We start from the raw sequence: 20015 nt of genomic DNA, 5'->3' as shown, positions 1-20015 counted from the left end.
GAGGGGAAGCCAGATGCCTGAATTACCGGAAGTTGAGACGAGCAGACGCGGTATAGAGCCTTATCTTGTCGGCCACAGCATTCAGTATGCGGTGGTGCGCAATGCGCGCCTGCGCTGGCCGGTTTCCGAGCAGATCCTGACGCTGAGCGATCGGCCGGTGCTCAGCGTGCAGCGCCGGGCCAAATACCTGCTGATCGAGCTGGAGAACGGTTGGATTATCGTGCACCTGGGCATGTCGGGCAGCCTGCGCATGCTGCGCGAGGAAAACGAAGACGAAGCCGGCAAACACGACCACGTCGATCTGGTGATCAGCAACGGCATGATCCTGCGCTATACCGATCCGCGCCGTTTCGGCGCCTGGCTGTGGTGCGAAGACCTGGCGACCAGCAGCGTGTTGGCGCATCTGGGGCCGGAACCGCTGAGCGAAGCGTTCAACGGCGACTACCTGTATGAAAAATCACGCAATAAGCGCACGCTGATCAAACCGTGGCTGATGGATAACAAGTTGGTGGTCGGCGTTGGTAACATTTACGCCAGCGAATCGCTGTTCAGCGCCGGGATCCTGCCCGATCGTCCGGCGGGATCCTTGAGCAAAGCCGAAGCGGAACTGCTGGCGAAGACCATCAAGGCGGTGTTGCAGCGCTCTATCGAGCAGGGCGGCACGACATTGCGCGACTTTTTGCAGTCGGATGGCAAACCGGGGTATTTCGCGCAGGAGTTGCAGGTTTACGGCCGGGCGGGAGAACCGTGCCGCGCGTGCGGCACGCCGATCGAATCCGCCAAGCACGGGCAGCGCAGCACCTTCTTTTGCCGCCGCTGCCAGCGCTGAGCCGATCACTCGGCGGCGAGCTTCGCCATCAGCGCCTGGGTGACCACATCGGGCAGGAAAGGCGCGATATCGCCGCCGTGACGGGCGACCTCCTTCACCAGTGAGGAGGAGATGAACGACCACTCTTCGGAAGGCATCAGAAATACGCTTTCCAGCGTTGGCATCAAATGGCGGTTCATGTTCGCCAGCTGCAATTCATATTCAAAGTCAGACACCGCACGCAGGCCACGCACCAGGATATTGGCATTCTGGTGCGCGGCGAAGTGTGCCATCAGTTCGCTGAAGCCCAGTACCTCAACATTGCCCAGATGTGAGGTGACCTGCGTCGCTAACGCCACGCGCTCATCCAGGCTGAACAGCGGTTTTTTGCTCGGGCTGGCGGCGATGGCCAGAATGACGTGATCGAACATTAGCGACGCGCGCGTCACTAAATCCAGGTGGCCGTTGGTCATGGGATCGAACGTCCCGGGATAGATGGCTTTGCTGGTCATGATTCACTTCTCTGAGTAGTTGCGGCCCAATGCCCATAATGCGGCATATTTATTGAAGGTATATTGCGCGTTGACCACCGCTAACAGCAACCCCTGTTTGCCATCCAGGAAGCCGGCGCGCAGCAGCCAGGTTTTGACGAAGGCGCCGAGCGTGTGGGTCAGGATAGACAAATAGCCGCAACGCTTGCCGGCCCGGTGGCGCTGCGTGGCCCACTCTTCGGCATAGCGCAGCTGTTTGCGCTGGAAGGCGAAGAAATCGCGGCAGGTCAGGTGCAGCATATCGCCGCTGAGGGGGATCACTTTGGCGTCGCCGATGTTCAGCGACTCGTGCACCAGATCGTCGTTATAGCGATAGCGTTGGTTGGCGTACAGGCGGTTGACGCGGTCGGGATACCAGCCGCTGTGGCGCATGAAACGGCCGAGGAACAGGTTGCGCCGCGCGCAGCTGTAGACGGCGCCGTCCTCCGGCGCGTTCAACACCTGTTCGATAGATTGCCGCAGCTCGGGTGTAACGCGTTCGTCGGCGTCGATCATCAAAACGTAGTCATGGCTGGCGTAGCTTTGCGCCAGCTGACGCTGCTTGCCAAACCCTTGCCAGTCGGTGTGGGTGAAGACTTTGGCGCCCAGGCTTTCGGCGACGGTGACGCTGTCGTCCTCGCTGCCGGAGTCCAGCACGATGATTTCATCGGCCCATTCGACCGAGCGCAGGCAGTCCGGCAACAGCCCGGCTTCGTTTTTGGCGATCATCACCGCCGACAGGCTTTTGCGGCTGCTCATTCAGTGACTCCGGGGCGGCAGGTGCGGTTCCAGCAGCTGCAGCAGGCGCTGCAACGCTCCCTGATTCTGATACAGCACTTCCACCGCATGGCGGCCGTAGTAACGGCGGTAGTCTTCGTCGGTCAGCAGGGTTGCCACTTCCTTCACCAGCGAATCGACATCGGTCACGGTGATCAGGCCTTCGGCCTGCGAAAGCTTGGCGCAGATGTCTTTAAAGTTGAAAGTATGCGGGCCCATCAACACCGGGATGGCGTGCGCGGCGGCTTCCAGCGGGTTGTGCCCGCCGCGTTCCACCAGGCTGCCGCCGACAAAGGCCAGATCGGCGATGCCGTACAGCAGCATCAGTTCGCCCATGGTATCGCCGATCACCACCTGGGTGCTGCCGGACGGGATTTCGCCGCTGCTGCGCAGGGTGTAACTGAAGCCGGCCTTCTGCACCAGCTCTTTGGCTGTCGGGAAGCGTTCCGGGTGACGCGGCACCAGGATCAGCAGCAGGTCAGGGTGTTTTTCCAGCAGTTTGCGGTGCGCTTCCAGCAGGATGGTCTCTTCACCGTCGTGGGTGCTGGTGGCGATCCACACCGGGCGGCGCGGCGCCCATTGGCGGCGCAATGTAACAGCGCGGGCGGCCAGCTCCGGGGTGACGGAGATATCGAATTTCAGGCTGCCGGTTACGGCCAACTGCGAGCGTTTCAGGCCCAGTTCGATAAATCGATCGCCATCTTCCTGGTTCTGTGCGGCGATCAGCGTGATGCGGCGCAGCATATCGCGCATGAATCCGCCAATTTTCTTATAGCCGGCGGCGGAGCGGGCCGACAGACGCGCATTGGCGATCACCAGGGGGATTTGCCGCTGATGCAGCGCGTTGATCAGGTTAGGCCATAGCTCGGTTTCCATGATGATCACCAGCTTGGGATTCACCTGGTCGAGGAAACGGTTCATGGCGCCGGGCAGATCGTAGGGCAGATAGACATGATGCACGTCTTTGCCGAAAGCGGACTGGACGCGTTCTGAACCTGTCGGGGTCATTGTGGTCACAGTTATCGGCAAAGCGGGGTAACGATGGCGCAGCGCCCGCACCAGCGGGATGGCCGCCAGCGTTTCGCCGACGGAGACGGAATGCAGCATGATGCCGCCTGGCACGACTTTCCCGGCGCAGAAGCCATAGCGTTCCGCCCAGCGTTTACGGTAGGCTGGAGCTTTGCGGCTGCGCAGCAGTAAGCGGAGCCAGATCAGGGGTTGGATGAGGTAGAGTAGTACCTGATATAAACGCAGCAACATTCTATCAATTTCATTTATATGGGTTATTCGGAATAGTACCATAACTGGAAGGGAAAGGCGCTAATTTGGTAACCTTGGGTGTCAGTTTCAGACAACCGGCGAGCGATTTCGCCGACAGGCTCGGAATGAAGAATATTTTAATTATTCGCCGCGACAACATCGGCGATCTTGTTTGCACCACGCCCTTGATTGAGGGGGTGAAAATTGCCTATCCGGACGCAAAAGTTTATCTGCTGATCAATAAAGTCAGCCAGGATGTTGTTAAAAACAATCCTCATCTCGAGAAAGTCTTTGTCTATAAAAAGGCCAAGCACAAGGCGAAAAATGAGACCACGTTGGGCGTTTATTTCGAACGCATGATGATCTTCCTGAAGCTGCGCAAAATAAAGTTCGATGCGGTTATTCTGGCCAACCCGGTGCCTTGCAAATACAGCCTGCGTCTAGCGAAAATGGCCGGCGCCACCCATATCATCGGCGCCGATCTGGGCACGAAAGATATTCATCGCCCGTTCCGCAAGGACGATTTCCGCGGCCTCCATCAGGTCGAGCACACCTACAGCTATTTATCGGCGATAACCGATCAATCCATTCCGATCCCGCCGGTGCGGGTGTTTCTGGCGCCTGAAGAGCGGCAATTGGCGGCGCAGCGGCGGCAGGAACGTCTGCCGCCGGTCGAGCGCGTATGCGCCGTGCACATCAGCAGCCGCAGCCCGAAACGGCGTTGGCCGGTTGAGCGCTATGCCGAAATCATCAACCGTCTGGTTGCCGATCCCCGCACCGGTGTGCTGATCTTTTGGTCGCCGCAGGGCACGTTGGCACCGGACGACATCGGCGATCAGCAGCGCGCCGAACAGCTGCTGGCGCTGTGTCAAAACGAACGCGTCGCGCTTTATCCGACGGCGTCGGTGCGTGAGCTGTTGGGCGGGTTTGATTTATGCGACCGGGTGCTGTGCAGCGACGGTGGGCAGATGCATCTTGCTGCTGCGTTGAATAAGGACATGGTGGTGTTCTTTGGCGATACCGATAAAGTGTCCTGGCATCCATGGACTGGCCGCCATCATATTTTGCAAAGTGAATCGGGGCACTGTGAAGATGTTTCTGTCGATGAGGTTTGGCAGAAAATGCAGGCGCTCAACTAACGAAGAAAATAAGGCAGGCATCCCCTGCCTTATTTATTTTTTTATTGTTCTTCTTTCAGCTCAATATATTGATGGCAAATAGGCTCAAGCCCATAGCTCAGCAATTGCTGTTGATTTATCTGCGGCGGGTTGGCGTAAAACTCCGCCATTTTTTCTGCCAGCGACGCTTCGTTTAATTCCGCCAGCGCGTTAGCCATGCCGGCTTTTTCCAGAATTTCCGCAGGGCCGCCCGGGCAGCGAGTGCTGACCACCGGTGTGCCGCACAGCAGCGATTCTACCAGTACGTTGCCAAACCCTTCGCTGTCGGAGCTGAGCACCAGCAGCGAGGCATGGCGAATAAACGGGTAGGGATTGCTCTGGAAACCGAGGAACAACACGCGCTCTGCGATGCCCAAGTCTGTCGCCAGACGTTTGACCTCGGCGACTTTGGCGTCGTCACCGGACCCGATCAAGGCCAGCGGTGCCTGAATGCCGGAGAGCGCATAGGCTTTCAACAGGCGGTCATGCCGCTTGGTGGTGTGAAAGCGGCCGACGTGCACCAGATAGTCCTGGCCGGCCAGTTCGCAAGGCGCCGCCGCCTGTTGCTGAATAGCGTCGATGTCGAACGGGTTGTTGATGACCGCCAACCGGCGCGGGCGGATCGGCAAGTTCCGCTGCAGATCGTCGCCGACCGCCTGTGAAACGGCGACGATATTTCTTCCCTGGTAAACGTTGGCGATTTTGCGTTGCTTCAGCCAGCGATCCAGACCCTTGCGGTGACCGAGGTAGGAGGTGGAGAGGATGCCGTGAATGCAGAACCACAGGCGATCCGCGGCCAACCGCTTGCTGCGGCTGACGATGCGATCGGTTTTATGCAGGTTGGAGAACACCAGATCGAACGCGCCGTGTTGGCGCTCGTGTTCGGCTATAGCGCGATCCAGCGCGGCGGCGCGGCGCGACAGCTCGGTCAGCTTGCGCCAGGGGGCACGGCTGCGATCGGCCAGCACCTGATAATCAATGCCCGGTGGAATAGGGTAATTGCAGACGTCGCGCAGCGAGATCAGACTGACGTCGTGCCCCTGTTGCTGCATGCCCTGACACAGGGTCAGCACCACTTTTTCCGCGCCGCCTCCCGGCAGGCCGTCGATGATCATCAGAATACGCATAGCTAATCCAGTAACCGGTTATAGAGGGAAATCAGCTGTTCGGACAGATGCGCCGGCGTAGCCGTCATAATGCGCAATCTCGCCGCTTCGCCCATGGATGATCCCAGCGCCTGGCGCGGCAGTGCCCGAATAGCCTCCGTGATGGCCGGTACATCGAGCGCGTCGGTCACGAAGCCGTTCTGGCCGGGGGTGATAAACTCGGCGCCGCCGCAGGTGGTGCTGGTGATAACCGGCAGGCCGCACGACATCGCTTCCAGAATTACATTCGGGAACGGATCGTACAGCGTCGGCAGCAGCAGCGCGTCCGCGGCCTGATAGAACGGCAGGGTCTGCTTCTGTACGCCCATAAAGTAAATGCGATCGCCGCAGCCCAGCGACTGCGCCAGCGCCCGGTAGCGTTTTTCGGCTTTGTCTTTACCGACTACCAGGAGGTGACTGTCGGTCGCCGCCACGGCGCGGATGGCGGCAGCCAGCCCTTTGCGCTCGAAACCGGAGCCGACGAAGATCAGGCAGTGCGCCTGTTGCGGGATCTGATATTGCTCGCGCAGACGTTGACGCAGGGCCTCGTCGGCGGGCGGGAACTTTTGATTGTCGATGGCGTTATAGATCACCGTGATCTTGTCGGCGGGCACGCCAAAGTCGGCGATGATTTCCTGCTTGATCATCTCGGCGTTGCAGATGACGGCTTTCAGCTCGGGCGCGGCGTACATGGCGCGTTCGGCGCACATCACATAGCGGTGATAGCGATTGGAGAACAGCCACTTGCGGCGCCATTCCGGCAGCAGACGCGCGCGTTGCAGCAGCCAGCGGCGGTGTACGCCGTCGCCGGCGCGATAGATGTCGCAGCCGGGAATGCGCTCGTGGCTTTGCACCAGATCGAAGCGCTCTTTCTGCCACAGCGCCCTGGCTGCCACGGCGAAGCCTCGCTCGCGGCTGATGCGGCCGAGCTTTAACGGGTTACACAGGTGGATATGCCAGTTGGGATTGGCGTCGCCCTGCCATTCGCGAGTGATGACGTTCAGATCGAGATCCTGTTGCTCCAGCGCTTCCAGGGCGCGGGAAACGAAACGTTCGGCTCCGCCGTCCGGGCGGTATTTTTGGCGAACGATCGCCAAACGGAATGCTTTCATGCCAGCGTGCTCCGCGCGGCTGCAATCACCGCGTCTGTAGGAATAAGGTCGAGATACCGTTCGTCGGTGCCGGTATCGATGGCGTCCGGATCGGGCAGTTCGCCGAAGTCGCCGGCCCAGATCACGGCGCCGGTAGCTTGCCACGGCCGCCAGAAAGTCAGCTTGGAAGGGCCGAACAGCGCCACGCACGGCGTTTGCAGCGCGGCGGCCATGTGCATCGGCACCGAATCCACGCCGATAAACAGCTTGGCGTGGTCGATCAGGGCGGCCAGTTGGCGCAGCGTCAGCTGGCCGGCCAACGAGATCACGCCCTGTGGCGGGCAGAGCGCCAAAATGCGCTCGACCATGGCTTGTTCTCTGGCGTCGGGGCCGGAGGTGATCACAAGCTGGTGGCCGTCGGCCTGCAAGGCGGTGAGGGTGGCGGCCATTTTCTCTTCGCTCCAGCATTTGAAGAACCAGCGCGAGGTGGGCTGCACCACAATATAACTGCCGGCGACGCCCTGTTTCTGCAACCGTTGCTCACAGGTCTGCCAATCCTGCGGATCGTAACTCATGGTCACATGTTCATTGAGCGCGGGCAGGTTCAGCGGCGCCAGCAGCGAAAGATTCTGTTCGACGGTATGCAGGTGGGCGTGATTGTCGACCGGCACCAGCTGGGTGTGGCAATGGCGCCACAGGAAGCCGCGGCGTTTGGGGAAATCGAAGCCCAGACGGATACGCGCACCGGTCAGGCGCGTGAGGATGGCGCTGCGCCATTGATCGGCCAGGTTGACCACCAGATCGTAGCGTTGCGCCTTCAGGCGACGCAGCAGCGCCAGTTCGTGCCCCAGGTGCGCGCGGGTGCCCTGTTTTTTCCATTGACGGTCAATGGCGAACAGCGTCGACAGTTCCGGATTACTGGCCAGCATTTCCTGCGTTTCCTGATACAGCAGCACATCGATCTGCGCCTGCGGGTAGTTTTGCCGCAGGCTGCTGATGACCGGCGTGACCAGCAGCATATCGCCGTGATGGCGCAGTTTTATGATCAAAATACGCTGTACGGATGGGGCGGAAGTTGGGGCTGGCGCGTCGTTCATCATGAGTCGCTTTCTGGGAAACCAATCTTTGATTCTAAATGACACGATCGCATGTGGCTACTGTTGCAAGGTTTTCTTGCCTGGCCGTAAAAAAATCGCCGAGCCGGGGACGAATGCGCTTCAACGTTGTCCAAACCAGGCAGCAAAGTCGTTTGCCCTGGCGAAACGGCCTGCGTAACATAGTGCATTCTGTTGATATCAGGCTCGATATTCATGACTAAACCGGCGTTTCTCATCACCATTGATACCGAAGGCGATAATCTGTGGCAAAACCACGATCGCATCGCGACCGAAAACACGCGTTTCTTGCCGCGCTTTCAGGCATTGTGCGAAAAATACGCCTTCAAACCGGTTTATCTCACCAACTATGAAATGGCGATGGACCCGGCTTATGTCGAGTTTGCGCGCGACGTGATCGCTCGCGGCACGGGTGAAGTGGGCATGCACCTGCATGCCTGGAACAGCCCGCCGCTGACGCCGCTGACCGACGACGACTGGCGCCACAAGCCTTATTTGATCGAGTATCCCGCCGATCAGATCCGCGCCAAGGTCGATCACATGACCAAGCTGCTGGAAGATGCCTTCCAGACCAAAATGCTCAGCCATCGCGCCGGCCGCTGGGCGTTCAACGAATATTATGCCTCGCTGCTGCTGGAGTATGGCTATCAGGTGGACTGTTCGGTGACGCCGCGGGTCAACTGGCAGTTTTCGCCGGGCAATCCGCAGGGCAACGGCGGCACAGACTATAGCCGGTTCCCGTCGCAGGCCTATTTCATCGATCCGCAGAACATCGCCAAACCGGGCGCTTCGTCGTTGCTGGAAGTGCCGATGAGTATCCAGTACAAGCACTCGGCGCTGATGAATGCCTTCAAGCAGGGCTATGACCGGCTGCGCGGCAAGCGGCGTTCGCCGTCCGTCAACTGGCTGCGGCCGAGTGGCGGCAATGTGGCCAAGATGATAAGCGTGGCTGAGACATCGCTGGCGCAGGGGCATGACTACGTCGAATTCATGCTGCACTCCTCCGAATTTATGCCGGGCGGCAGCCCGACGTTCAAAACCGAGCAGGATATCGAAGGGCTGTACCGCGATCTGGAGCAGCTGTTTGACTGGCTGCAGCAGCGCACGGTGGGCATGACGCTGGCCGAGTATTATCAACTTAAAGCGAATTAAGCACGCACATGTCGAAGAAATGGAAAATCAAGGTTGCCGACTGGTTCTTGCGGCGCTATACGGCGAAGTACGGCCGTTTTCAGGATAAGGCGACGTTCGACGGCGCCCAGCAGTTTGACAATATCGTCATCTATTCCACCACGGCGTTGGGCGACTTCATGTTCAACACGCCGGCACTGCGGGCGATGCGGGAACGCTACCCCAACGCGCACATCACGCTGGTGGTGCACAAGAAAAACCGCGAGCTGGTGGAAAACGGCCGCTATTACGATCGCGTGGTGTATTGGGACAGCAAGATCAAGACGATGCGCCCGTTGCTGAAATCGCTGCGCGAACATCAGCCGGATTTGGCGCTGATCCTGCATTCCCATCTGCCTTATGACATCATCAGCGCCGTACTGGCCGGGGCGAAGTACATTATCAGGGATAACTACAGTTCAGGCATTTGCGGGCTGGAGCCTTGGCTAACCAACTACGTCTTCCATTATTACGGCCACTTCGTGCGCCGCAAGCTGGAGCTGATTTCCATTTTGGGCTGCCGCAGCGACAATCCGACGATGGAAATTCCCGTGGATTATCAGCGCGGCGTCAAAAGCAGCGAGCATCCCACCATCGGTTTTCAGCTGGGGGCGTCAACGGAGTCGCGTTGCTGGCCGGTTGCGCACTATGCGCGGCTGGCCGATGAGCTGGTGGCGAAGCACCCAAATGTACGCATCGTGCTGATTGGCGCACCGTTTGACGACGGCAAGGCCAAACAGTTTTTGAGTCTGATCGGCCCGCAAACGCAGGCCTGCGTGGATAACCAGATCGGTAAAACGGGGCTGCAAGGTTTGCTGACGTTGCTCGACAGTTTCCATGTTCTGGTTACCGGCGATACCGGGCCGTTGCATCTGGCGGTGGCGTTGAAGGTGAAAACCATCAGCCTGTTCGTGACCGCCGACTCACGTTCCACCGGGCCGATTCAGGATCCTGAACTGCACCGCATCATTCAGGTGTCTCGTACCGGCTATACGATGCCGCTGGAGGCGGAAGGCCCGATGGGGGTTATCCAACCGCAGCGGATTTATGACGAGTTGGTCGCGCACGTGCCTTTAGCGCGCTAAAGGCGAGACGACGCATCGGCCGCCCGGCCGATGCGGTTAGTGCGGCCTGCGCCCGCGCAGCTTCGAAAGAAAGGTATCCACTCGCGCATAGCGCATCTGGCGGACTTTTTTGCCCGGCACGTCGCTGTTGCGGCAGACAGCGGCGGCGCGGCGCAGGATATGCAGCGTTGCCGGCGCGTAATGGTAATAGCCGTATACCGCCTTCGACATGCTTTTCACCTCGGAAAAGCAGTTGGCCAGCATCAGTGCGGCTAACCGGCGCAGCGGCTCATCCCCGGGATGCTGCGCCACAAAACGCAGCATCTTCTCCATGGCGAACAGCAGATCTTCAATATCTTTGGGTTTGATATTGCGGGTGATGCCCTGGCTGTTGTCCCGATAGAAGTAGAGTTCGCAGTCAAGATGGGCGATGCGGCGAGTTTTGAAATACTGAAAAGGCGTGAAAATCACGTCTTCGTAGCGCCTGCCGTCTTCGAACGCTTCCCCTTCCAGCAGCGTGCGTTTATATACCCGGCTCCAGAGATGCCACATCGAGCGTGCAAACAGCGGTTGCAGGCAGCCGAGCCCCAACTGTGAAAAGTCGTAGGCTGCGGGCTGCGTCGCGCGGTTATCCGCTGTCGACGGATGTTCGGTGAACTTCTGATAATTAAAATCGATCAGGTCATATTCACCGGCGATCAACAGGGGGCGCAGGATCGCCAGATAGTCGTCGCTCAGCAGATCGTCGCCGTCGAGAAAGGTGACATAGCGCCCGGTGGCCCGCTGTAGCCCGACGTTGCGGGCGTGCGCAATGCCGCCGTTGGCCTGTGAAGTAAGGACCGCGCGCGGATGCCGCCGCTGCGCCAGATAGTGGCTGACCAGCGCGCCGGAGGCGTCGGTGGAGCCATCGTCGATGATCACCACCTCGATATCGTCGCCAATCTGTACAAATAACGAATCCAGCGCAGCGATAACGAACGCTTCATTATTATAAAACGGCACGATAACGCTGAGCAGCGGCTGCTGAGGATTCACAAGGCGGGCTCCTGAACTGGGGGCTGTTTCGTAACGGAAAGAACGGCGGCGATCAGCGCCAGGCAGAACATGACGGTGCCTTCCGTGCTGAAGAAGATGACGTCGCTCAGGCCGTAAACGAACAGGCTGGCGCTGACGCTCAGCAGTAACGCGTTGCGCTGCGGCCGGAACGAAGAGAAGAGCAGGCCGGCGTAGAGCGCCAGCAGCAGCAGTGCGCCCCAGACGCCCTTGAGCGAGTAGGTTTCCAGCAGTTCGTTGTGCAGGTGGACGTTGATGTAGGGCATGACGCCGTACAGATGTGGCTGCTGCGCGACGATGGTGCGGATCTCTTCACCGCGTTGTTCGGCGGATTGGCCCCAAGGGGCTTGTGAACCAGTACGCCATGCCAGCGTTTGCATCGACAGCCGGGAAATGATCGAGTTATCTATCTCGGGTTTATCGATCAGTTGCATGTTGGTTTTGAAGTCGGCAATGCGTTGTTCAATCTGCGCTTTAAAGACGAATCCGCAGATGAGCAGCAATAATGGCACCGAGGAGACCAGCAAAAACTTGTGTTTTCTGGATACCAGATGCTTGGTCGCCAGCAGCGACAGGCAAACCGCCACCGGGTAAACCAGCATGGCCGCGCGCGTGCCGGTGAGCACCAGCGCAGAGAAGGACAGCAGGAACGCCGCAATGTACAACACCAGACGGTAGCGGGTGCGCAGCATCAGGATGGCTTGCATCATCACCAGATCGATGGCGGTCATCAGGTAGGCAACGACCGTGGCGCGATCGAAGTTGAGCTCCACGCGCGGAATATCCAGCCGCAGCCCCTGATAGAGTGAATAACCGTTGACCGCCAGACCGGTAATGAGGGCCACGACAACGAGCAGGCGCTGCACGCACAACCGCTCATTAAGCGCAATCAGCAGGATGAAGGCGGTTGCCAGTTGGAGTTTACCGGTCGACATATAAGAGCGGTAAATGTTGATGTATTCACCCGGCTGTTTGAAGTGGTGCATCCAGAGGATGGTTCCCATGCCTACGCTGAACATCAGCGCGGGCAGCAGCAGATTTCTAACGTTGCTGAAGTAGTAGCGCGGATACAGGCAAACGGCGATAAAGGCGATGTAGCTGGAAACATAAAACAGATTGCGTCCGGTCGCGGAACCGAAAGGAATGGTGCAAAAAGCGATGGCGCACCCCAGATAGATCAGATAGCTAAAGGCAGGGTGCGGTGTTCTGTGTTTTAACATTGGGCGTGTTTTCCGGCTCACGTTTTAATTAAGCGATGAAGGAGCGCAGCGTGTCGTCGAACTCAACTTTGAACTGAGCATAGTTGAAATGATCCGCAGGATAGCGCTGCGCATTTCGGCTCAGAGTCTGGTAGGTTTCTCGCTCCAGCAATTTCTCAACGGCATCTGCACAGTCGATATGCGACAGCAGCTTGGGCGCCACCAGGCTGTCGGTCTGCGGATCGTAGACCTCATGCGGGAAGTCGACCTCGATATCGGTGAGCTGCCGGTGTTGTTCGATGGTGACCGACGGCGTTAGGCCAAGGCCGCAGACCCCGTCCCTGACCGCTTCCGGCTGGCCGTCGACCCGCGGGAAAATGACCGGCACGCCGAAATAGAGCGATTCCATGCAGGACAAGCCGAACGGCTCGGTGATTGGCGTGCTCATGTAGATGTGCGTGCGATTGAAGAAACCGGCGACGTCATCCTGATAACCGCTGAAGGTGACGCGATCGCCGAGCTGCAGCCGTGCCGCCAGCGCTTCGAACGCCGCGCGATCCGGCCCTTTGCCGGCCACTTCCAGCGTGACGTCATGCCCGCGCCGCAGCAGTTCCTGCATCATCAATAATGAAACGCTGATGCCTTTCAGGCTGACCAGGCGTGAGGCAGTGCCGATCCTGACCGGCTGCGACAGCGTTTTCGGCGCAGCGTCGATCCCCGCCGGCGTCTTGATGCGGTTGATCACCACGTGATTTGGGCAAGGCAGATTAAAGCGCAGCGCCATCACCCGCTTCGACGCGTGTGAGGCGGAAATGACGCCGTCCAGCATGGCGAAGAAACGCAGCGTCTTTTTATTCTTGGGGTAACGCCAGGAGCAGCCGTGATCGTAGTAAACCAGCTTGCCGCGCTTGGGTTTGGCCGCCAGCCCCGGCACCAGGTCCCAGACGATCACCACGTCAGCGTTCGCCCGTTCAATTTTCCATTTCAGCAAAAATTTGCGCAGGAACTGCGGGCAACGCAACGGCAGCGCATTGATAAGGCGGTTGGCGAAGGTGACGGGCTGATGCGCCGGCAACTGGCGGCGGATCTCTTCGCCAATGTCGCCGCTGATGCACAGGACCTGGTTGCTGCCGTCGGTGGTATCGTTGATGTACTGCAGGAACAGGCGCTCGACGCCGCCCATTTTACCCAGGTTGATAATGTGCAGTTTTTTCATGCTATAACCTTTTGCAACGCCTGCCATGCCGTATCGGCGTCGATTGTCGCCATGCTTTTTTCCGGCGAAATCAGCGAGTGCTGATTTTGCCCGTAACCGCCGATCAGGCCGGGATCGGTCGGCCCGAACAGCGTGATGTTCGGTTTGTCGAGCGCGGCGGTCAAATGGCTGAGCCCGGTATCGACCGAGACCACACCCCTGGCGCCGGCCAGCACCTCGGCCACCTGCTGCAGGCTGAGTTTCGGCAGCACCTCGACATGTGGAAAACCTTCCGCCAAGCGCAGCGCGCGCTGATGTTCATGCTCTGCGCCCCACGGCAGTTTGATCTTCAGCCCGCTGTCCGCCGCCAGCGCGATCAGCTCACGCCAGTTTTGCTCCGGCCAATGCTTATCGTCACGGGTCGTCGCGTGCAGAAACACCAAATACTGCCCGGCATCGGCCGGCGGGCGGCTGAGAAAGCGTGCGGCGATGGCGTAATCGCCGTAGCTGCCCGGTTTATCGTAGCCGAGGCTTTTGGCGAACAGTTCGCGCGTGCGTTCCACCGCGTGCTGCTGTTTGTCTACCTCATGGCGCACGTTGTAGAACCAGCTGGCGAACGGCTCGCGCGCGCTCTTGCAGTCCGGGCCATGTTTGTTGCCTTTGGCGATGCGCGTGATCAGCGCGGCGCTTTTGATCAGGCCCTGCGCGTCGATCACCACGTCGTAACGGCGTTCTTGCAGCGCGCGCTTGAAGTCGCAGCGCTGTTGCCGAGTATCGTTGCCGAACCAGTTTTTTCGCCAGCGGCGAATGGCCACCGGGATCACGCGATCTACCGCCGGGTGCCAGGTGGGGATTTGGCTGAAGCCTTCTTCCACCACCCAGTCGAAGCGGATATCGGGAATGGCCTGCAGCGCGTCGGTCAGGGCGGGCAGCGTATGCAGCACGTCCCCCATCGAGGAGGTTTTTACAATTAACACCTGCATGACTATTCCTCGCTGGCGACAAGTAACGGCGTCAGCGCATCCAACACTTGCTGCGGCTGAATATCGATCAAACTTTGGTGGTATCCCTGCTCGGCATCGCCCTTACGCACCTTGTGGTAGCCGCTGATCAGGCGAATGACCCGCGCCTTGTCGGAAAGCGGCGGCGTGAAGTCGGGGCTGCTTGGGCCGTATAAGGCTATCAGCGGTTTGTTCAACGCTGCGGCAACGTGCATTAAACCGGAGTCGTTGCTGACCACCGCCCGGCAGGCTGCGATCAGGATAACTGCTTGCTCCAGCTGGGTTTTCCCGGCCAGATTAAGGCAGAAATCGCGGGCGTCGTCCTGCAATGCGGCGCGGATCTGTTCGCCGGCCTCATGGTCTTTTGCCGAACCGAACAGCGCGATTTGATAGCCGCCCTCGATCAGCCGCTGAGCCAGAGCTGCGTAGTGATAGTGCGGCCAGCGCTTGGCGGGGCCGAACTCCGCGCCTGGGCAGAAGCCGACGATCGGGCGGCTGTCGGTCAGGTTGAAGGCCGCGGTGGTGTCGGCGATCTCTTCGTCGCTCACCTGCAGCCGCGGCCACAGCAGCGGCTGCGGCAGATCGTCGGCGCGCAGAACGCGGCCTTTGTCATAGGCCAGCGCCACATAGCGTTGCACCATCAACGGGAAGGCGCTCTTGTCGAGCACGCGGACGTCGTTCAGCAGGCCGTAGCGCATTTCGCCCCGCCAGCCGATGCGCTGCGGGATATCGGCGAAGAAGGGCACCAGCGCGGATTTGAACGAGTTGGGCAGAACGTAAGCGCGATCGTAACGGTTGGCGCGCAGAGCGCGCCCCAGGCGGCGGCGCTCGCCGAGCCCCAGCGCGCCGTGGCCCAGCGGCATCGCCAGCGCCTGATTGACTTCCGGCATGCGCGCCAGCAACGGGCGGCACCAGGCCGGCGCCATCACATCGATCTCCGCCGACGGGTATTCGGCCTTCAGGGTGCGATAGAGACTTTGCGACATCATCATGTCGCCAACCCAAGAAGGGCCGATAACCAGTATTTTCATACCCAGCGTTAATTCCTTCAGCTTATGCGGTGCGGTTCAACCAGGCCATGTACTCTTTCACGCCTTCGGCGACCGTTTTGAACGGTGCGTTGTAGCCGGCGGCGCGCAGCTTGGTCAGATCGGCCTGGGTGTACGCCTGATAGCGGCCTTTCAGCTTCTCCGGGAACTCGATGTATTCCACAGCGCCTTTCTGATGGAAGTCCACCACCGCGTCGGCTACCGCCTGGAAGGTTTCCGCTCGGCCGGTGCCGCAGTTGAAGATGCCGGATTTGCCGGTTTCCCAGAACCACAGGTTAACCGCCGCAACGTCGCCGACGTAGATGAAGTCACGCTTGAAGTTTTCGCTGCCGGCGAACAGTTTCGGGTTTTCGCCGCGGTTGATCTGGGTATTCAGGTGGAAGGCGACGCTGGCCATGCTGCCTTTGTGGCCTTCGCGCGGGCCATAAACGTTGAAGTAGCGGAAGCCGCAGATCTGCGAGTCCGCTTCCGGCAGGATCTCGCGCACGTACTGATCGAACAGGAATTTGGAGTAGCCGTAAACGTTGAGCGGCGCTTCATACTCACGCTCTTCGATGAACTCTTCGCGGCCGCCGTAAGTGGCGGCGGAGGAGGCATACAAGAACGGGATTTCGCGATCCAGGCAGTAGTGCAGCAGGTCTTTGGAGTACTGATAGTTATTGTCCATCATGTACTTGCCGTCCCACTCGGTGGTCGCGGAGCAGGCGCCTTCGTGGAACACCGCTTCGATATCGCCCAGATCGTCGCCGGCCACGATGCTGGCGATAAAGTCTTCTTTATCGATATAGTCGGCGATGTCCAGATCGACCAGGTTGACGAACTTGGTGCCGTCTTTCAGGTTATCCACCACCAGGATATCGCGATATCCCTTGTCGTTCAGTGCCTTAATGATGTTGCTGCCGATCATGCCGGCGCCGCCTGTGACGATAATCATTGGGTTACCCCTGCTAAGCTGCCTGGCGGGGCACAATGCCCCACGCTCAATGGCGGTTATAATAGCATTTCATGCCGCGGCAAACAGCGGAAGGGCTCCGAATATCCCGCATTGCCATTGAAGTCCGCCGTTTGCCGTGATATCTGCTGCAATTTTAATATTCTCTCCCGCGCATTCTCGTCAGTTTGGTTACAAATCAGTAAAATATGCCGCAAATAGCCCAATCCTGGAGATAACCGAATGTCAGCGTCTTTTTATCAGCAGTTGGAACAACAGCTTGCCGCCACGCGCAGTGAAGGGCTGTTCAAGGAAGAACGCATCATCACCTCCGCGCAACAGGCGGATATCGCCGTCGCCGACGGCAGCCATGTGATCAACTTCTGCGCCAATAACTACCTGGGCCTGGCCAACCACCCGGCGCTGATCGCCGCCGCCAAGTCGGGCATGGACAGCCACGGTTTCGGCATGGCGTCGGTGCGCTTCATCTGCGGCACCCAGGACAGCCACAAGCAGCTGGAACAGAAACTGGCGGCCTTTTTGGGCATGGAAGACGCGATCCTGTACTCCTCTTGCTTCGACGCCAACGGCGGGCTGTTCGAAACCCTGCTCGGCCCGGAAGACGCCATTATCTCCGATGCGCTGAACCACGCGTCGATCATCGACGGCGTGCGCCTGTGCAAGGCCAAGCGCTATCGCTATGCCAATAACGACATGACCGAGCTGGCCGCGCAGCTGAAGCAGGCCAAAGCCGACGGCGCGCGTCACATCCTGATCGCCACCGACGGCGTCTTCTCTATGGACGGCGTGATCGCCAACCTGAAAGGGGTTTGCGATCTGGCGGACGAATACCAGGCGCTGGTGATGGTGGATGACTCTCACGCGGTGGGCTTTGTCGGCGCCAACGGGCGCGGCACCCATGAATACTGCGAAGTGATGGGCCGCGTCGATATCATCACCGGTACGTTAGGCAAAGCGCTGGGCGGCGCGTCCGGCGGCTACACCGCCGCCAAGAAAGAAGTGGTGGAGTGGCTGCGCCAGCGTTCGCGCCCGTACCTGTTCTCCAACTCGCTGGCGCCGGCGATCGTCGCCGCGTCGATCAAAGTGCTGGAACTGCTGGAAGAGGGCGATGCCCTGCGCGATCGCCTGTGGGCCAATGCGCGTCTGTTCCGCGAAAAAATGACCGCCGCCGGCTTCACGTTGGCCGGCGCCGATCACGCCATCATCCCGGTGATGCTGGGTGAGGCGAAGTTGGCGCAGGAATTCGCCAATGCGTTGCTCAAGGAAGGCATCTATGTGACCGGTTTCTTCTATCCGGTGGTGCCGAAAGGCCAGGCGCGCATCCGCACCCAGATGTCCGCCGACCACACCCCGGAGCAAATCGAACGCGCAGTGGCGGCGTTTACACGTATCGGTAAGGATCTTGGCGTTATTGCATAAGGTAAAACCATGAAAGCACTGTCAAAACTGAAAGCGGAAGAAGGGATTTGGATGACCGACGTGCCTCAGCCGGAGCTGGGCCACAACGACATCATGATCAAAATCCGCAAAACCGCGATCTGCGGCACCGATGTGCATATCTACAACTGGGACGAGTGGTCGCAAAAGACCATTCCGGTTCCGATGGTGGTCGGCCATGAATACGTGGGCGAAGTGGTGGCGATCGGTCAGGAAGTCAAAGGTTTCAACATCGGCGATCGCGTGTCCGGCGAAGGCCATATCACCTGCGGCCACTGCCGCAACTGCCGCGGCGGCCGCACGCACCTGTGCCGCAACACCGTCGGCGTGGGCGTGAACCGCCCGGGCAGCTTCGCGGAATACCTGGTGATCCCGGCGTTCAACGCCTTCAAGATCCCGGATAACATCTCCGACGAACTGGCTTCGATCTTTGATCCGTTCGGTAACGCAGTGCATACCGCGCTGTCGTTCGATCTGGTTGGGGAAGACGTGCTGGTGTCCGGCGCCGGCCCGATCGGCATCATGGCGGCGGCGGTGTGCAAACACGTCGGCGCCCGCCATGTGGTGATCACCGACGTTAACGAATACCGCCTGGAACTGGCGCGCAAGATGGGCGTGACCCGTGCGGTGAACGTCAGCAAGGAAAACCTCAGCGACGTGATGGCCGAACTGGGCATGACCGAAGGGTTCGACGTCGGCCTGGAAATGTCCGGCGCGCCGCCGGCGTTCCGCACGCTGCTCAATGCGATGAACCACGGCGGGCGCATCGCCATGCTGGGCATTCCGCCTTCGGATATGTCGATCGACTGGAATCAGGTCATCTTCAAAGGGCTGTTTATCAAAGGGATTTACGGCCGTGAAATGTTCGAGACCTGGTACAAGATGGCGGCGCTGATCCAGTCCGGCCTGGATTTGACCCCGATCATCACCCACCGTTTCTCGATCGACGAGTTCCAGCAGGGCTTCGACGCCATGCGCTCCGGCAAGTCGGGCAAAGTGGTGCTGAGCTGGGATTGATCTCGGCAGGCGTGAAAAGGGCCGGAATTCCGGCCCTTTTTTTATGTTTGCGGTTTGGTTTGCGTCCAGTGCTGCCAATGACGCTTGATGAAGGTCACCGGCGGCGAGGTGGCAATGCTGTCGGCGATAACGCCCAGCGCGGTGCCGGCGTTGGCTTTTTCCTTCGGCGGTTTGACCTTGCACTGCTTGATGCCGCCGCTGAACGGGTTCTTCGGCTGCGGTTTTTGCGGTTTGACCGGCGGCGGGACGTAGCTGCCACCACCATTGCCCTGCGGTTCGTTCAGCAGCGCGCTTGGTTTGACCAGCACGATATCGGCGGGCAGCGACGGCAGCATCTGCTGCAGCACCTTCACCGTCGCCGGGCGCGGGTGGCCGATGGCGATGGCGGATCCGTTGCGCCGCGCCAATTCGACCGCGCGGTTGAACTGGCGGCGGATGTCGGCTTCGTTCGCGGTATCGTCGAGGAACACCCTGCGTTTGATCACTTTCACGCCGGTGCCGGCCGCGGCGCGGGTCGCCTGGCTGCTGCCGATGGTCATGCTGTCGAGGAAGTACAGGCGGTAGCTTTCGAGCGCCTGAATCACTTTCTGCATGCCCGGCAGGCTGGAGGTCATGGCGCTGCCCATGTGGTTGTTCATGCCGACCGCGTAGGGCACGTTGTTCACCGCGTTGCGGATGATGCGCTGTATCTCGTCGCTGCTCATGGAAGGCTGCAGGGTATCGCGTTCCAGCGGCTGCTTGCTGAGCGGCGCCATCGGCATGTGGATCAAGACTTCGCGGCCCTGGCTGTGGGCGCGGGTGGCCATCAGGCGGGCATGCGGCGCGTTGGGCAACACTGCGACCGAGATCGCCGTCGGCATTTGCAGCACCGCGTTTTCTTCGTGAGGGCGGTAGCCCACGTCATCGATGACGATGGAGAGTTTTCCTGCCTGCGCAGCGTAAACCTGCAGCAGACAGCCGATTAACAAAGCTGTACGGGTTTTGACATAACGCAA

At 59.6% G+C, this 20015-nt stretch carries 19 protein-coding genes; 6 read left to right on the top strand and 13 right to left on the bottom strand.

All coding sequences use genetic code 11. The features are described from left to right. Positions 1-13 precede the first annotated feature (13 nt). Positions 14-829 (top strand): bifunctional DNA-formamidopyrimidine glycosylase/DNA-(apurinic or apyrimidinic site) lyase, encoded by an 816-nt coding sequence (gene mutM / locus WFM45_RS23510; protein WP_028128080.1) that lies wholly within the window; start codon positions 14-16, stop codon positions 827-829. Positions 830-834: 5 nt separating this feature from the next. On the opposite strand, the gene coaD is transcribed toward mutM, so the two are convergent. The 3 genes from coaD to waaA are packed head-to-tail and all read right to left on the bottom strand — an operon-like array spanning position 835 to position 3375. Continuing rightward, on the bottom strand, positions 835-1320 hold the full coding sequence (gene coaD, locus WFM45_RS23505) for a pantetheine-phosphate adenylyltransferase (RefSeq protein WP_033631353.1): 486 nt from the start codon (positions 1318-1320) through the stop codon (positions 835-837). A gap of 3 nt (positions 1321-1323) precedes the next feature. Then, the gene (locus tag WFM45_RS23500; RefSeq protein ID WP_172575034.1) at positions 1324-2097 is read right to left on the bottom strand and encodes a glycosyltransferase family 2 protein; all 774 of its coding nucleotides are present in this window, start codon (positions 2095-2097) and stop codon (positions 1324-1326) included. Beyond that, entirely contained in the window at positions 2098-3375 is a 1278-nt protein-coding gene (gene waaA, locus WFM45_RS23495; protein ID WP_015379436.1) for a lipid IV(A) 3-deoxy-D-manno-octulosonic acid transferase, read from the bottom strand. It abuts the gene before it with no gap. Positions 3376-3500: 125 nt separating this feature from the next. Between waaA and WFM45_RS23490 the strand changes: the two genes are divergently transcribed. After that, positions 3501-4514: a glycosyltransferase family 9 protein gene (locus WFM45_RS23490; RefSeq protein ID WP_033631351.1), complete on the top strand. Its 1014-nt coding sequence runs from the start codon at positions 3501-3503 to the stop codon at positions 4512-4514. A 41-nt stretch (positions 4515-4555) separates the two neighbouring features. On the opposite strand, the gene WFM45_RS23485 is transcribed toward WFM45_RS23490, so the two are convergent. The 3 genes from WFM45_RS23485 to rfaQ are packed head-to-tail and all read right to left on the bottom strand — an operon-like array spanning position 4556 to position 7868. Then, positions 4556-5659 (bottom strand): glycosyltransferase, encoded by a 1104-nt coding sequence (locus WFM45_RS23485; protein WP_085058912.1) that lies wholly within the window; start codon positions 5657-5659, stop codon positions 4556-4558. A 2-nt stretch (positions 5660-5661) separates the two neighbouring features. Beyond that, complete coding sequence (locus WFM45_RS23480; protein ID WP_033631349.1) at positions 5662-6789, bottom strand: glycosyltransferase family 4 protein; 1128 nt, start codon at positions 6787-6789, stop codon at positions 5662-5664. Continuing rightward, positions 6786-7868, bottom strand: a complete 1083-nt coding sequence (rfaQ, locus tag WFM45_RS23475) for a putative lipopolysaccharide heptosyltransferase III (protein ID WP_033631348.1) — start codon at positions 7866-7868, stop codon at positions 6786-6788. Before rfaQ ends, WFM45_RS23480 begins: the two co-directional genes overlap by 4 nt. Before the next feature lie 210 nt (positions 7869-8078). Between rfaQ and WFM45_RS23470 the strand changes: the two genes are divergently transcribed. Together WFM45_RS23470 and WFM45_RS23465 are read left to right on the top strand one after the other, a co-directional pair. Continuing rightward, a complete protein-coding gene (locus WFM45_RS23470; protein ID WP_033631347.1) occupies positions 8079-9035 on the top strand; it encodes a polysaccharide deacetylase family protein in 957 nt (318 codons plus the stop codon). Between the two features lie 8 nt (positions 9036-9043). Next, the gene (locus WFM45_RS23465; RefSeq protein WP_103086277.1) at positions 9044-10138 is read left to right on the top strand and encodes a glycosyltransferase family 9 protein; all 1095 of its coding nucleotides are present in this window, start codon (positions 9044-9046) and stop codon (positions 10136-10138) included. A 36-nt stretch (positions 10139-10174) separates the two neighbouring features. Here WFM45_RS23465 and WFM45_RS23460 read toward each other — a convergent pair whose 3' ends face one another. Genes WFM45_RS23460 through rfaD form a run of 6 tightly spaced genes read right to left on the bottom strand, consistent with a single transcriptional unit; the run spans position 10175 to position 16548 of the window. Then, on the bottom strand, positions 10175-11152 hold the full coding sequence (locus tag WFM45_RS23460) for a glycosyltransferase (RefSeq protein ID WP_166730451.1): 978 nt from the start codon (positions 11150-11152) through the stop codon (positions 10175-10177). Continuing rightward, positions 11149-12390, bottom strand: coding sequence for an O-antigen ligase family protein (locus tag WFM45_RS23455; RefSeq protein ID WP_033631344.1), 1242 nt, complete (start codon positions 12388-12390; stop codon positions 11149-11151). The genes WFM45_RS23460 and WFM45_RS23455 overlap by 4 nt, the downstream gene beginning before the upstream one ends. A 28-nt stretch (positions 12391-12418) precedes the next feature. Beyond that, the gene (locus WFM45_RS23450) at positions 12419-13585 is read right to left on the bottom strand and encodes a glycosyltransferase (protein ID WP_033631343.1); all 1167 of its coding nucleotides are present in this window, start codon (positions 13583-13585) and stop codon (positions 12419-12421) included. After that, positions 13582-14547: a lipopolysaccharide heptosyltransferase RfaC gene (rfaC, locus tag WFM45_RS23445; protein WP_033631342.1), complete on the bottom strand. Its 966-nt coding sequence runs from the start codon at positions 14545-14547 to the stop codon at positions 13582-13584. The genes WFM45_RS23450 and rfaC overlap by 4 nt, the downstream gene beginning before the upstream one ends. A 2-nt stretch (positions 14548-14549) precedes the next feature. Further along, positions 14550-15596: an ADP-heptose--LPS heptosyltransferase RfaF gene (rfaF, locus tag WFM45_RS23440; RefSeq protein WP_103086279.1), complete on the bottom strand. Its 1047-nt coding sequence runs from the start codon at positions 15594-15596 to the stop codon at positions 14550-14552. A 22-nt stretch (positions 15597-15618) separates the two neighbouring features. Continuing rightward, positions 15619-16548, bottom strand: coding sequence for an ADP-glyceromanno-heptose 6-epimerase (gene rfaD, locus WFM45_RS23435; protein WP_033631340.1), 930 nt, complete (start codon positions 16546-16548; stop codon positions 15619-15621). Between the two features lie 240 nt (positions 16549-16788). Here rfaD and kbl point away from each other — a divergent pair, with 240 nt between their 5' ends. Together kbl and tdh are read left to right on the top strand one after the other, a co-directional pair. Next, a complete protein-coding gene (kbl, locus tag WFM45_RS23430; protein WP_004931154.1) occupies positions 16789-17985 on the top strand; it encodes a glycine C-acetyltransferase in 1197 nt (398 codons plus the stop codon). Between the two features lie 9 nt (positions 17986-17994). Then, a complete protein-coding gene (gene tdh, locus WFM45_RS23425; RefSeq protein ID WP_004931152.1) occupies positions 17995-19020 on the top strand; it encodes an L-threonine 3-dehydrogenase in 1026 nt (341 codons plus the stop codon). Positions 19021-19061: 41 nt separating this feature from the next. Here tdh and WFM45_RS23420 read toward each other — a convergent pair whose 3' ends face one another. Next, positions 19062-20015 (bottom strand): divergent polysaccharide deacetylase family protein, encoded by a 954-nt coding sequence (locus tag WFM45_RS23420; RefSeq protein ID WP_336957428.1) that lies wholly within the window; start codon positions 20013-20015, stop codon positions 19062-19064.

The sequence above is a fragment of the Serratia sp. KG1D genome, assembly GCF_037150675.1.
Taxonomy (GTDB): Bacteria; Pseudomonadota; Gammaproteobacteria; order Enterobacterales; family Enterobacteriaceae; genus Serratia; species Serratia nematodiphila.
Note: the sequence above shows the minus strand (reverse complement) of the source record. Positions and strands in the feature narration are given on the sequence as shown.